The organism is Enterococcus sp. C57 (assembly GCF_040887305.1).
In the GTDB taxonomy this organism is placed as follows: Bacteria; Bacillota; Bacilli; order Lactobacillales; family Enterococcaceae; genus Enterococcus_B; species Enterococcus_B hirae.
On the sequence record NZ_JBFOFP010000005.1, the window covers coordinates 150,724 to 164,459 of the forward strand.

Consider the following 13,736-nt stretch of genomic DNA (forward strand, 5'->3'; position numbering starts at 1 on the left):
CAAAATGTCATTACTATGTAAATTAGTACCTGAGCGCTGTATCGCTTGTGGTCTTTGTCAAATTGAAGCCCCAGATATCTTTGATTATGATGAAGAAGGAATCGTTTTATTTGCGCAAGAACCAGAAGCTCATCAGCAATTTGTTTCTCAAACTGACGAGGAAGCCGTCAGAAAAGCTTATCAAAAATGTCCAGTAAGAGCTATTTTATTAGAGAAATCATGAAAACTAGTTAACCAAATGAATATAGATCAATGTAAGTGTTTCTAATAATGATGATTTGAAAAGTAGGCAGTTGACCTGGAAATGGTGTTTGAACAAATTTCTTTCTATGTTCAAGTGAAAGTTTGAGTTGATTTATCTCTAGTCTATTTATATAAAGATTGTGACTTATGTAGCTCTTCGGCAAAGTTTCTGATAAATGGACTTCTGAACTGCCTTAGATAAAGTCATGAAAGAAGCGGGAAGCTACGATAACAATAAGCTTGAATTTTTTTTTAACAGTTTCTCATGTTTAAAAAAATTCAAGCTTTTTTCAAAGAGCTGATGCACACTTTTTACTCATTTTTAAAGTGAGCTGTAAGATTTAGGTCTGGAACTCTATTCTCCTAACCAATTGATTAACGTATTGGTAATCGCTGTTTGTTGGTCTTCGTTTGTAATCTTAGCTTTACCGTCTCCCTTTTGTTCCCCATAGCTGCCAAATCCGCCATGATTTCCTCCATTAATCGAAACATATTCTGTTTGCTCAGGTAAATATTCTTTAGCTGATTCATAGGCTTTTTGATTCAAGACTTTATCATTAGAAGCAGTCAGGCTTAATACAGGTAATGTCGTTTTCGCCAATGTACCTTTTTCATCAGGATAGCTTGCTAAGAAAAAGATTCCTTTTAAGTGTTTGTCAGAAGAATGCTGATTAGCATAACGACTCGCCATGACGCCCCCCAATGAGTGTCCACCAATCACATAATTTCGATTTGAAAAGTCTTCTTTGATCTTATCTGCCTTATTCCCACTAAGTATGGCTAAGTCAAGAGGCATCTTAGCGATTGCTACGGAGTACCCACTTTTTGCTAATTGTTCAGCCCAGACACTATAACTAGCTGGTTCAACCAAAGCACCTGGATAAAAAATAACCAGTGGTTTTTGACTTTTTTCTTTCGTCTCAAAAAATAAATAATCTTTTTTATCCTTTCCATTTTGGGCTATTTGACTTGCTTGACTAGATGGTTCATAGGTATTTTGTTGTAAATAGTAGTACCCAGCGCCTCCTGCTAGCCCCAAAAAAATAATTATACCAATTAATACTCGCTTAAATATCTTCACATCTCTCACCTATTCTCCTTTTATCGTACCTATTGATCGATTATAAATTCACACTAAATAAAATACGAATAAATTGCAACTCTTTTTTCTTGAAAAAGAATAAATTTGTTTAGCCAGTGGCACTAAATGCGATCTTTCTTAGACCTGACTCTTCCCCTCAACAAGACCCACTATAACAAAAAAAAGGCTGATGAATGTACATTGACCTTCATCAGCCTTTAACAGTAAGAGAGCAGTTTCGTTCTCTATTGAACTAAAGTGTATTTAGTTGAGCATTTCAAATGATTATTTTCCACACAAACGGTAAACAGCTTCTGCATAGATTTCCATTGCTTTGTACATGCTGCTTAGTTCCCAACGTTCATTTGCCTGATGCATAAAATCAGGGGTATCTGGGAACATTGCACCAAATGCTACACATTGGTTCATCGTCCGCGCAAAAGTTGCACCGCCAGATACAAATGGTTCAGTCATATCACCAGTAATATCACGGTAAGTTCCTAAAAGATTTTTGATCAATTCACTGTCTAATGGAACATAAAGGGAATCTAAGAAGTCAAATTCTTCATAAGTCAAGTCATACTTTTTAGCAGTTTCTGTTAGTTTTTCTACGAGTTCATCTTTTTTGAAAGTTACTGGGATACGCATGTCGACCCCGATTTTAGTTTGTTCAGGAGTGATTTCCAGACTAGCAAAGTTCATTGTCAATTCGCCAGATTGTTCATCCACTGTTTTTCCTACCACGTTTTCACCAGTAGCATTTTCTTGAACTAATTGACCTAAGAAGTTGATTGGAGCAAAATCAAATACTTCAGAAAGAGCAATCGCTAAACGAGAGATTGCATTGACACCTTCTGCTGCATCTTTGGCATGGATACTTTTTCCAAGAACGACAATTGATTCTCCTTGATCTTCAAAGTCAAATCCATGTTTTTTCAATGCTTCTTTGACTTCAGCTAATTTTTCACCAGCATAAGGAGCTGCATCTGGAACGACATTCAGTGCGCCACCAGCTTTAACTGAAAATTCAGATGTTCCCGGTCCAGTTAGGTAAGCTTGTAGTAATCCTTTTTCAGCATAAATCAATGGAAACTCTGCATCTGGTGCGAATCCTTGCGTAATACCTTCTTCTTTTTCGTTGTATTTATCTAAACAACGCCACAAGTTTTCTTCATCGGTTCCAAAAATAAATCGGATACGTGTATTAAATTCAACGCCTGCATCCATCAAAGCTTTGACAGCATACATTGCAGCGATGGAAGGTCCCTTGTCATCTTGTGATCCTCGTCCAATCAACCAACCATCTTTGACAGTTGGTTCAAATGGTTTAGAATCCCAATTGTTTTCATCGCCAGCTGGAACGACATCCATATGACACAAGATACCAAATAGCTCATCGCCAGATCCGACTTCCGCATAACCATAATATCCTTCTGGATCTTTAAATGTCTTAAATCCTAGATTTTCACTGATTTCTAACACTTTATCCAATGCTTCGATCACTTTTGTCCCAAAAGGATGCCCTTCACCAGTATCTGATTCGTCCAGAACTGAAGGGATTCGAATCAATTCATTTAAAGATTCCAATGCTTGTTCATGATGTTGTTTTGTTACAAATTGTTTCATGTTACTAGCCTCCTAATATAATAAAAAGGTTATGTCAAAACAACAGACACAACCTCTTTTTTCAAACAATAAATAGTTGAGCTTGGATCTTGTCCATTCACATCAAGTAAAAAACCATGTACACTCTAAGTCAACGGTTTTGTCTACTTTGTTATAACATTGCCGCTACACCTAAGATAACACAAATGGCTACAAATAGGATAGCAATCAATTTTCCTGTGAATTTCCACCAAACGGAAATATCAAAACGAGCGATCGCAACAGCCCCCATAACGATTGCTGATGTTGGTGTGATCAAGTTGACCAAACCAGATGCTGATTGATAAGCAGTGATAACTAGATCTTTACCAACGCCTGCAAATTCACCCATTGGTCCCATGATTCCCATAGTAGCTGCTGCTAGTCCAGAAGTTGATGGGATCAAGAATGACATAGGGATATAGAAGATAAACGTTAAGATCAAGAAGACACTAGATGACAATGAACTTAATCCTTGTTCACCCCAATGTAAGATCGTATCAGTGATTAAACCATTATTCATCACAACTTGGATACCACGTGCAACAGCTACCACGATCGCAACACCGATCAAATCTGAAGCTCCTGCTAAGAATTCAGAAATAAAGACTGATTCTTTCATTCCGTAAGTGATTGCCACTACAATAGCCATCACTAAGAACAACATGGTAATTTCTGGGAAATACCATTCTCCTAAAGGAAGCATGTTTTTACCTAAAACAGTTCCGACTACAGGTAACCCTGTTAACCAGTTAGTTAATGATTCAAAAATCGTAAAGTTTTTATTCAATGTTGTCCAAGGAATCAAACTAATGATCATAATACCAAAGGTAATGAAAAATAGGATATTTACATGTTTTTGTCTTTTAGTAATTGATTCTTGACGACCAATTGAATCGATATCAAAATGTTTGATGTCTTCTTCACGTTGTTTATATACAAGTGATTTCGTTGGGTCTTTTTCCACTTTAGATGCGTAACGGTAGACATAAGCAATTGAGATAGCCAATAGTACCACGAACATCAAGAAACGTAACCCGATTCCTTCACCCATTGAGATACCAACTGCTTGAGAAGCGACCCCAGTAGCAAATGGATTAACGGTTGAAGCTAAACAACCAACTTGTGACCCTACTAAAACGATAGCTACTGCAACAACTGTATCAAACCCAACAGCCATCATAACAGGAATCAATAAAGCATAGAACGGAATAGTTTCTTCCGCCATACCATAAGTTGAACCACCTAATGCAAATAAGATCATCAACACAGGGATCAACATTTTTTCTTTCCCTTTAAAGCGTTTTACAACGGAAGCAATCCCTGCATCCAAAGCACCAGTTTTATTGATAATACCTAAGAAACCACCCACAACTAAAATAAAGAATGAAATTGGAATAGCAGCCGGTGTTTCTTTCGTTAATTCCCCAGCAGGTACACCTAGCATCCCATTAATCGGTGCCATAAAGATATCCCATAGCCCCTGAGGATTTTGCTCTACTCGTTCATATGATCCAGCAATGATGTTGCCTGCATCATTGACACTATAATGTCCAGCTGGTATGAACCAAGTTAGTACAGCGATAATCGCAATAATAATAAATAAGACCGTATACGCTGAAGGCATTTGAAATTGTTTCTTCTTTGTTTGTTCCATGTTCTTCTCCCTTTCTTGTAACATTAGAATCTTATAAGAGTGATTCCATCAGTTATTTTATCAAAAAGAATACGATAACCAAAACAATAACCTATTGATTTGGCAAATTTTATTCAAAAATCCTGCTTTCACTCCTTTCTCTATGAAATTTAAGGTAAAGCTTTTTCAATACAATTGTAGCGTTTTCCACTTCCATTATAACAAAACTATTTATCATTCAAAAAGTGATTAATTTCACATTTTGTATCATAAAATACATTTTTATGCATAAACAAAAGAAATACTCAAACACTGTTTATAAAACGCTTACACAATGTAGGTTAATGAATTTTTTTTCATTAAAATTTCCGATATTTTTTTATTTCCTTGAATTCTTTTTAGAAAAAACAATTTTTATTTTCTCATCCCCTTTTTTTCTAATCGTTGGACTACTTTTTCAGAAATACTAGTACTGACAAAAACGGCTCCTTAACTTTTTATATTGTAAAAGTTAAGGAGCCTTGACTGATTTTTTTAATGATAAAATAATTAAGAAAGTGGCATCAATTCATGCTTCCCTCTGAAAATGGATAAACGAGCATGAGCTGCTGTACTATTTATTTGTTGTTCGTCACTGTATGTCTTTGTGCCAACTGGTGTTGTTTCCGACTTAACCATGGCAATAATTTTGCGTGTAAAACCAAAAAGGCAGCACTGACGATAAATCCTTTAATGATATTAAATGGGACGATTCCGATCAGGACATAATTAGCTAACGGCATCCCTAACATTTGATTAGCATTTAAACCTAAAAACATAAGGTACAATGGGGTAATCACAAAATAGTTTGCGACACTCATGAAGATCGTCATTGCGATCGTACCAGAAATCACACCTAAAAACTTATTTTTCCCTACTTGAGTCTTCTTACGGAAGAAGTAGAAAATAGGTAAGGTAAAGATAGCTGTTGCTAAAAAGCTGGCTGTATCTCCTACCAAATTATCTGGTGAAAAGCCAGTAGTGATCAAGTGTAAGATCGATCGTAAGAAAGCTGTAACCAATCCAGCAACTGGACCAAATAAAAACATACTGATCAGTACTGGGATATCACTAAAATCGATCTTTAAAAAACTAAAGGCTGGCATGATCGGAAATGCGATATATTGCAAAACCAATCCGATCGCAGCAAATAATGCCACAGCGACCATTTTTTGTACACGGGTGTTCTTCATTTGAAATCCTCCTGTTAGGACTCCTCTTCAGCGAACTTTTCGACGAACTTTTTGCAAATAAAAAAACTCTCCAATAACAGGGAGAGTTAGAGTTATTTGGCAAAAAACTACGTCAAATAAGCTCTATCTTCTTTATCCAGACTATACTGTCGGTATCGGAATTTCACCGATTCAGCTACTTAGGTAAAGTAGGTCGTGGACTATAACCACCGGTCGGGAATTTCACCCTGCCCCTGAAGACGAACCATTTATAATTTTGTTTACCTTTACATTATACATCGCTTGAGAAAAAATGCAATCATTTATTCTTATAATAAGTAAGTAATCATTTTGATTGATTCAATAAACTGCTGACTTCTTTTTTGTTCAACTCACGATAGTCGCCAGGGCGTAAGCCTTGAAGCGTCAAATCGCCGTATTTTTCTCGTTTTAATTTTTGAACAGGTAAGCCAACTGCTTGAAGCATATTTTTTACCTGATGATTTCTACCTTCATGGATAGTCAATTCAACGATACTATGATTTGTCTTAGGATCCACAGATAATATTTGGTAACGTGCTGGTGAAGTTCGTTTCCCTTCGATTTTTATCCCTTTCGTCAAGGGAGATAACATTGTTTTAGTAGCAATCCCTTTGACTTTCGCCACATATACTTTGTCTACTTCATGTTTCGGGTGGGTCAAACGTTGCGCAAAATCACCGTCATTAGTCAAGAGCAGTATACCCGAAGTATCATAATCTAATCGTCCTACTGGATAAATTCGTTCTTTCACCATTGGGAGCAAATCAGTTACGACTTTTCGTCCCTTGTCATCAGCAACAGCGGAAATCACGCCTTTTGGTTTATATAGTAAATAGTACCCGTATTCTTCTTGATAAATCGGCACTTCATCTACTTCGATCAAATCACGTTTGCTAACTTTTACTCCGAGTTCTTTTACTACTTTGCCGTTGACTTTTACTCGTCCAGCCAAAATATATTCTTCCGCTTTACGTCTGGAAGTGATCCCTGCATGCGCAATTACTTTTTGTAGTCTTTCCATTATATCTGTTCTCCTTCATCCATTTCATCAAAGAATAAGTCGAGTGAAGACTCTTCGTTTAATGAATGCTCCATTGCTTGTATATCTGGTAAGTCTTTTAATGAGTTGAGACCAAAATAATCTAAAAAATAAGGAGTCGTCCCATACAAAATAGGTCGTCCAGGTCCTTCCACGCGTCCTTTTTCTTCAATCAACTGATGAGCAGCTAGCCGTTGAATGGCACCTGAGACTTGAACCCCACGAATTTGTTCGATTTCTACTCTGGTAATCGGTTGTTTATATGCAATGATCGCCAACGTTTCGACAGCTGCTTGTGAGAGAGTATTAGACGTCCCTTGGGCATAGCGTTTCAACAATGGCGCTAACTCTTTTTTGGTTGTTAAAACGACATGTGCCTCTGTTTCCAAAATATGCAAAGCACTAGCTGGATCATTTTCATATCTTGTTTTTAATTCCGTTAATAAAGCCACTGTCTCTTCTTTCGTAATAGTTAACAGATAGCTGATTTCTTCTAACCCGATTCCTTCCTCGCCAACAATAAATAAAATGGCTTCAAGTTCACTTAATTTTGTCATCTTTGGTATCTCCTACTGCTAGATAAAGCATAATTGTTTCATAATTTCCTTCTTGTTGCGCAACGATCTGACCATTTTTCATCATTTCTAATAAAGCCATAAATGTAGTGACTACTTCTGTTTTCGAAGGCGTTTCAAAAAAAGACTCAAAAGAGCATCCCTTATGATGTTGCTTAAGACGCTCTTCAATAAAGATGATACGTTCTTCAATTGTTGTATCATCAGGAGTAATCGTTTTTTCAACTTTCTCTGAGAATTTCTTTCGCTCTAAGATTTTTTCCATCGCATGAAACAAATCAATCTTTTTGACTTGTCCACGTTTCAATGGTTTCTCTTGTCCAATGAGATCGTCTACTGCAACTGGTTCTTTCGTATAATATAAGCTTCTCTCTTGGGCTTTTTCGGTTAACTGCTTTGCAGCATACTTATACTTTCGATATTCCAATAATTGATTGACTAATTCGTCACGCGGGTCCTCTTCCCAATACTCATCTTCAATGATTGCTTCTTGAACAGGTAACAAAGTTTTGCTTTTGATCGCCATCAACGTGGCAGCCATCACTAGATATTCTCCAGCAACAGCAAGTTCAAGAGTTTTCATCGTATGGATATAACTCATGTATTGCTCAGTGATCGTTGCAATCGGGATATCATAAATATCGATCTCCATTTGCTGGATCAAATGAAGGAGTAAATCTAAGGGTCCTTCAAATATATCTAATTTGATATTGATTTCTGTCACCATATTCACTCTTTCTTCTTGTTTCGATCGACCCATTTTGCGAGATATGGACGGGTAATCTCTGTTGGTCGTATGGAAAAGTCTGGGTATTTTTCTTGAAGTTCATCAAGCATTTGAAAGCCCATCTGATCTCCCCGATAAGATGGATTCAATGAAACATCGTGAATAATCAATTCCTGATTTTCACCCCAATAAACACCAATAATCCCTTGAATATTCGTTGAACCTTCTGGTGTGAAGAAAAAAAGTTCATATCCTTCTTCTGTTTCATAGGTATTGATTTCTTTGAGTAAATTCGATTTATCCGTTAGTTTCTTATGAAAACTTAACAGTCCCATAGCAATTTTACGATTTTCTTTTCGGTAATGTGTTAACATTTTTTCACCTTCCTATGACTAAGCCCTTGGAAAATGCTGCTTATAAACATCCGTCATTCTTTTCTTTGTGATATGTGTATAAATTTGTGTTGTTGAGATATCAGCATGTCCTAATAATTCCTGTACCGTTCGAAGATCTGCACCATTTTCCAGCAAATGTGTCGCAAAACTATGCCTTAAAGTATGAGGGGTCACCTCTTTATTGATTCCTGCTTCACGCACTAATTGTTTAAGGTTTTTCCAGATACCTTGCCGTGATAACCCTGTACCATGATGATTGACAAATACATGCGTTTCAGAAGGATTCGCTACAAGGAGGGGGCGTGCTTCGTCTAGATACCGCTCCATCCATTGGATCGCATAATCACCTAGAGGTATGATCCGTTCTTTGTCCCCTTTACCAAGTGTTTGGACCAAGCCGAGCGACAAGTGAAGATCACTTAGCTTTAAACCAACGAGTTCACTGACACGCATACCTGTTGCATACATGACTTCTAGAATTGCTCGATCTCTGATCCCTAGATTTTTGGTTGTATCAGGTGTTTCGATCAATCGTTCAACCTCAGTCAAGGATAAGGTACTAGGTAACTTTTGAACCTTTTTAGGCGTATCAATGTGTTGCATCGGGTCATGATCAGTCAATCGTTCTTGACGTAAGAATTGATGAAATCTTCTCAAGCTAGTAATCATTCTGGTCACGGTTGCTGGAGCTTTCTTTTCATCATGCATCTTTTCCAGATAATTGATCACGACGTAGCGATCGACATCTTGCCAGGAAGTGATTTGCTCATCTTCTAAATAGTGAAGATACTGTAACAAATCTCGTTCATAACTTTTTCTCGTATTTAATGACAAGCCACGTTCAATCGTCAAATAGTGGAGATAATCATTAATTTCTTCATTCATAATAATCCACCTCGTGCTCTTCTATCATATCAGATACCCTTCATTTTCGATAGTCTATTTTACAGCTAGGCAAAGAAAAAGCCGTCTAGCAATCAGACGGTTTTGCTTTCTTTTTCTTTAGTGTAACATTTTTGACAAATACCATGAAATGTTAAGCGATGATCTTTTACCAAAAAGTGATACCGTTGCTCCACAATTTCTTCCACTTCACACAATAAATCTTCTTCAACCTCTTCAATCGTGCCACATCGTAAACACAATAAATGATGATGGAAATGTTTTGCTCCTTCTTTTCTCAAGTCATAGCGAGCAACACCATCATTGAAGCTGACTTTATCAATGACTTTCAAATCGGTCAAAATCTCTAACGTCCGATAGACAGTAGCTAACCCAATTTCTGGACTCTTTTTTTTCACTAGAAAAAAGACTTCTTCTGCCGATAAATGTTCTTTCTCATTTTCTAAAAGTACTTGTAAAGTTGCTTCTCTTTGTGGGGTTAATTTGAACCCCGACTCGTGCAATTGTTGTTTCGTTTTTTTCATTACTGACATCGCATTCATAACCATGTATTCAACCCCGACAATTTATAATAATTATAATCAAACAAAAGGAATCTCTTTCTAAATTAAAATAATTATAAGCTAGTTAAGAAAAACATGCAAGGTATTCTCAATTAGATTTTCTAATTCGTTTCGTTACGCCTGCTTCTTGTTTGACTAGTCCTTGTTTTAATAGATTGCCGATTGCTCGTTTAAAAGCTCCCTTGCTTATACCAAAAGTTTTCATGATATCTTCCGGATCAGATTTGTCAGTAAAATGGATTTGCTCATCTGCTGATCGTTCGATGATCGTTAAAATCATTTGTGCATCATCAGAGATTGCTTCATATGCTCTTGGTTTTAATGAAAGATTCAATACTCCATCAGGTCTCACGCCAATTACTCGTCCTTTGACTTGTTCACCTAAGCGCGGCTCATTATAGCGTTCAGATGGGTGGATAAATCCGATATAATAATCATCTGTTAAGACGTACGTTCCGGTCAGTTTCAAGCGGTAAGCAACGCCTGTAATGTCTTTATTTTTGATTTCTTCTGTTCCACGTTTACTCAATGATTTAAAAATCTTTTCATCGGCTAAACTACCCCAAATTCGGTCTTTGCTATCGACTCTTAAAGCAACCATTAAACGATCGCCTTTTTTAGGCCAAAGTTCTGTCATCGTTGGTAGTTCATCTAATGAGACTACAAAATCTTTGTCGGGTAATCCAATATCGACGAATACTCCTAGATCTTTTCGTGAAGCAGTCACTGTACCAAAAGCATAGTGACCAATTCGACTTTTAGGAATCAACGTAGTAAAACGATTTTCATGTTTTTGATTTTGATAACCAAACCCTTCGACTGCTTCACCGATACGATAGGTCCCTTCGGTTTTACTTAATCCAAAAGTTTGTCCATTTTTCTGGACAAAGTAATTTTTTTCATTTTCATCAATTACCATTCCGGTAAATATTGTTGCCAATAATTCATTCATCTTATTTCTCCTTATTTATAAAAGATTCAGCCATCTTTTCTTAGTTATCATAACATAATGTTCCCATGATTAGTAGTTGGTTTGGTCTTAGTCGTCGCAAAAAAACTCAGACATCGTGTATCTGATCCTATATGGTCATCCACTTAGTTCCATACGATCTACGATATCTGAGTAGTATTTGATCATTGTCTATCTAGCAGATTAATGGCTGCCATTTCCGCCAAACCAGCCTGTTTTACAATTGATCGTCACAATATAAAATGGCAATGCACTTTCACCGATTCCACGCATCAAATTAGATTGGGTTGAAGTAGCATAAAGATTATAGTAACCTTCACCATTTTCGATTCTCGCTTTTTCTAGTTTATATCCACCTGCCACAATGTAGCCTCGTTGAATACAAGTAGCAATAACACTTTGTTGGACTCCTGGTGCCCAATTCCATGCTGGATTAGATGCATCAGCCACATCACTTTGTCGAGTTGACATGATGGGTTGATTGGCTGAATTAGTCTTATTAGTCTTATTGGTAGTGGAACTAGATTTTGCTTGTTGTGCAGCCAGAGCTGCAGCTTGTTTGGCTGATTCAGCTGCTTTTTTTGCTTCTTCAGCTTTTTTCGCTTCTTCTTTTGCTTGTGCTTCTTTCTGCTCTTTCGCAGTCAATGTTTCATCTACTTTTTTTAGTTGATCTTTTAAAGCGACAGCTAGCTCTTCATTTTTGATTTGCTCTACAGCATTTTTTGCTTCGTCATACTGCTCTCTGTTCGCACTGTCTACGACTTGATTATCATGATAGACAACGTTCACTTTATCTTTAGCCGTCTGCAATTGTTTGTATTGGTCCTCTGCTTCGGTTTGCGCTTGCTTGATCAGACGTCCAAAAGCAGTTTCATTTGTAGTCATTGGTTGAATGGCTTGATCCTCTTTTAGTTTGGGATCAGCTGCTAAATGATCATCGTCAATCACTACCGAAGTAAATAACTGGTTGACACGTTGAATATCTTTGATTTTGGTTTGGATATCCTGGAATGTTTTTTCTAATTCAGGATATTCTTTCTCTTTTTTTACGTCATTCAGATCAGTCTTTAGTTTAGCTAAGTCTTGATTGATCATTGAAGTACGGATAAACTGGTGAGACGGATCTGTATAAAAAGCATTCAAGGCTGTTTGTAGATCTGCCACCTTTTGTTTTTGTCTTTCTTCTTGTGCAGCGATTTGTGCCTGAACATCTTGCTGATGGTCATAATAAGCCCAACCACCGACTCCGAGCAAGACGATTGCTGCTAAAGCCAGATACGGTCCTTTTTTCGATCTTTTTCGTTTCCCCTCATCAGTCTTTGCTGATGTAACTGGTTCTTTTTGTTCCGTTTCTGTCCTTTGATCGATTTCATTTGATAATTCTGTTTTTTCTATAGCTTCTGGTTTTGAAGAATCTTTCTTACGAATTTCTTCTTTTGGTTCTTCTTCTTTTACCGATTCTTCTTTCGGTACTTCTTCTTTTGCTGTTTCTTCTTTCGATATTTCTTCTTTTAGAACTTCTCCGTTTGATTGATTCTCTTGTGATGGAGCTGCTTTCGGAATATCTTTTTCTGAAACTTCAGGTTTCAAATTTTCGTTTAACGCTTCGTCCTCATGGGTTGAGTTTTTATCGACATCTTCCGCACTCGCTTTTTCTTCGACTTCTTTTTTTCCTATCAAAAGATTTTCTGACGACGATTGGACGTGAGTCGATTTTGAAGCGGGCACTGGTTCTTCAGTTTGTTCCTTAGAAGAAAGCAATTGATTTTCTTCTGAAGTTTGGGGTACCGTTAAGCGTTCATGATTTTTTTCTGTTGCCGTTTCGAACGTTTCTTCTTGATCAATCGCTTGATGGTCAGTTGGCTGAACAACGCTATCCTTCGTATCAACTGTTTCCTTTTCTTTCGTTTCACGTTCGTTAGTTACTGGCACTGTACTTTCTTGTTTTGAATCAGTCTCTTTGGCATTTTTAGCTGCGAGTTCCTCTTGGATCATTCGCATCAATTCTTCTGCATGTTCTTCTGTTGTATCTTCTCTATGAGCTTTGATATAAGCAGATAAAATCGAATTTTCTTTTTCATGATCAACAAATTCTTTTAATTCAGCTACTCTTTTTTGTTGTTCTGATTCGAGTTCATCCGTCATTTCATCGCCGTTAGCTTGTTTTTTCGAATCAGTTCCTTCTTCACTTGTTGACGGCTTTGTATTTGCCTTTTTAGTGACTACATCTTCAGCATCATTAGTTTCTGCTAGATTCGTTTCTTCAGATGATTCTTCTTTAAACAAGGCCATGACCGATTCTAATGGTAACTCTGTTAATTCTGACCATTCGATTGGATCATTTAATTCCGTGTCAGGAAAATGTTCTTCTGAAGAATCTATTGGTAATTGACTGTTGTTCTTTTCTTCATTCGTGTGTTGGTCTTGCTCTTTTATTTGGTAACCACAATCAGGACAAATCAACTTTCCTTTGATTTTCTTTGATCCACACGTTGGGCATTTTTTTATCACTGAGCGATCGGCTCCTTTTGTTAGGTTTACGCTACCATTTAATCTACCATATTCTGAAAGTTTCGCCAAGAGCCTATTTTGATCAAACAGATGTCAAATAGTATAACTCGTAAAAATAAAACAAATAATTTATAAAAAGTTTCTTATAATTACGCATAGTTACGCAATTATTTATGTTTTCATCATCATAATCTTA

At 36.9% G+C, this 13,736-nt stretch carries 13 protein-coding genes and 1 riboswitch; of the genes, 1 reads left to right on the plus strand and 12 read right to left on the minus strand.

Annotation, left to right across the window (positions count from 1 at the left end):
• Nucleotides 1–4: 4 nt before the first annotated feature.
• On the plus strand, nt 5–223 hold the full coding sequence (locus AB5M32_RS07975) for a ferredoxin (protein ID WP_010719573.1): 219 nt from the start codon (nt 5–7) through the stop codon (nt 221–223).
• A gap of 375 nt (nt 224–598) precedes the next feature.
• Here the strand turns inward: AB5M32_RS07975 and AB5M32_RS07980 are convergent, their stop codons facing one another.
• The 12 genes from AB5M32_RS07980 to AB5M32_RS08035 all read right to left on the minus strand — a co-directional run bounded on the left by AB5M32_RS07980 (nt 599) and on the right by AB5M32_RS08035 (nt 13,540).
• The gene (locus AB5M32_RS07980; protein WP_025480478.1) at nt 599–1,324 is read right to left on the minus strand and encodes an alpha/beta hydrolase; all 726 of its coding nucleotides are present in this window, start codon (nt 1,322–1,324) and stop codon (nt 599–601) included.
• Nucleotides 1,325–1,609: 285 nt separating this feature from the next.
• Nucleotides 1,610–2,950 carry a M20 family metallopeptidase gene (locus AB5M32_RS07985; RefSeq protein WP_034867515.1) on the minus strand — a complete coding sequence of 447 codons (1,341 nt, stop codon included), beginning with the start codon at nt 2,948–2,950 and terminating at the stop codon, nt 1,610–1,612.
• 151 nt (nt 2,951–3,101) lie between these two features.
• A complete protein-coding gene (locus AB5M32_RS07990; RefSeq protein WP_010719576.1) occupies nt 3,102–4,625 on the minus strand; it encodes a YfcC family protein in 1,524 nt (507 codons plus the stop codon).
• Nucleotides 4,626–5,221: 596 nt separating this feature from the next.
• Entirely contained in the window at nt 5,222–5,836 is a 615-nt protein-coding gene (locus AB5M32_RS07995) for an ECF transporter S component (RefSeq protein WP_010737347.1), read from the minus strand.
• Nucleotides 5,837–5,957: 121 nt separating this feature from the next.
• Nucleotides 5,958–6,081: riboswitch (FMN riboswitch) on the minus strand.
• Between the two features lie 80 nt (nt 6,082–6,161).
• On the minus strand, nt 6,162–6,878 hold the full coding sequence (locus AB5M32_RS08000) for a pseudouridine synthase (RefSeq protein ID WP_010719578.1): 717 nt from the start codon (nt 6,876–6,878) through the stop codon (nt 6,162–6,164).
• Nucleotides 6,878–7,453: an SMC-Scp complex subunit ScpB gene (scpB, locus tag AB5M32_RS08005; protein WP_010719579.1), complete on the minus strand. Its 576-nt coding sequence runs from the start codon at nt 7,451–7,453 to the stop codon at nt 6,878–6,880. Before scpB ends, AB5M32_RS08000 begins: the two co-directional genes overlap by 1 nt.
• Nucleotides 7,437–8,204 carry a segregation/condensation protein A gene (locus AB5M32_RS08010; protein WP_368024397.1) on the minus strand — a complete coding sequence of 256 codons (768 nt, stop codon included), beginning with the start codon at nt 8,202–8,204 and terminating at the stop codon, nt 7,437–7,439. Before AB5M32_RS08010 ends, scpB begins: the two co-directional genes overlap by 17 nt.
• On the minus strand, nt 8,201–8,572 hold the full coding sequence (locus AB5M32_RS08015) for a hypothetical protein (protein WP_010719581.1): 372 nt from the start codon (nt 8,570–8,572) through the stop codon (nt 8,201–8,203). The genes AB5M32_RS08010 and AB5M32_RS08015 overlap by 4 nt, the downstream gene beginning before the upstream one ends.
• Before the next feature lie 18 nt (nt 8,573–8,590).
• Entirely contained in the window at nt 8,591–9,478 is an 888-nt protein-coding gene (gene xerD / locus AB5M32_RS08020) for a site-specific tyrosine recombinase XerD (RefSeq protein ID WP_207427508.1), read from the minus strand.
• A 92-nt stretch (nt 9,479–9,570) separates the two neighbouring features.
• The gene (locus tag AB5M32_RS08025) at nt 9,571–10,044 is read right to left on the minus strand and encodes a Fur family transcriptional regulator (RefSeq protein ID WP_010719583.1); all 474 of its coding nucleotides are present in this window, start codon (nt 10,042–10,044) and stop codon (nt 9,571–9,573) included.
• Nucleotides 10,045–10,147: 103 nt separating this feature from the next.
• Nucleotides 10,148–11,011 carry a S1 RNA-binding domain-containing protein gene (locus AB5M32_RS08030; RefSeq protein ID WP_010719584.1) on the minus strand — a complete coding sequence of 288 codons (864 nt, stop codon included), beginning with the start codon at nt 11,009–11,011 and terminating at the stop codon, nt 10,148–10,150.
• 201 nt (nt 11,012–11,212) lie between these two features.
• The gene (locus tag AB5M32_RS08035) at nt 11,213–13,540 is read right to left on the minus strand and encodes a cell division site-positioning protein MapZ family protein (RefSeq protein WP_368024398.1); all 2,328 of its coding nucleotides are present in this window, start codon (nt 13,538–13,540) and stop codon (nt 11,213–11,215) included.
• Nucleotides 13,541–13,736: the final 196 nt, after the last annotated feature.

Coding starts and splice junctions, on each gene's coding strand:
- AB5M32_RS07985 (WP_034867515.1), bottom strand. CDS start 2,950: ATGAAACAATTTGTAACAAAACAACATCATGAACAAGCATTGGAATCT.
- AB5M32_RS07990 (WP_010719576.1), bottom strand. CDS start 4,625: ATGGAACAAACAAAGAAGAAACAATTTCAAATGCCTTCAGCGTATACG.
- AB5M32_RS08030 (WP_010719584.1), bottom strand. CDS start 11,011: ATGAATGAATTATTGGCAACAATATTTACCGGAATGGTAATTGATGAA.
- AB5M32_RS08000 (WP_010719578.1), bottom strand. CDS start 6,878: ATGGAAAGACTACAAAAAGTAATTGCGCATGCAGGGATCACTTCCAGA.
- scpB (WP_010719579.1), bottom strand. CDS start 7,453: ATGACAAAATTAAGTGAACTTGAAGCCATTTTATTTATTGTTGGCGAG.
- AB5M32_RS08015 (WP_010719581.1), bottom strand. CDS start 8,572: ATGTTAACACATTACCGAAAAGAAAATCGTAAAATTGCTATGGGACTG.
- xerD (WP_207427508.1), bottom strand. CDS start 9,478: ATGAATGAAGAAATTAATGATTATCTCCACTATTTGACGATTGAACGT.
- AB5M32_RS07975 (WP_010719573.1), top strand. CDS start 5: ATGTCATTACTATGTAAATTAGTACCTGAGCGCTGTATCGCTTGTGGT.
- AB5M32_RS07995 (WP_010737347.1), bottom strand. CDS start 5,836: ATGAAGAACACCCGTGTACAAAAAATGGTCGCTGTGGCATTATTTGCT.
- AB5M32_RS08025 (WP_010719583.1), bottom strand. CDS start 10,044: ATGGTTATGAATGCGATGTCAGTAATGAAAAAAACGAAACAACAATTG.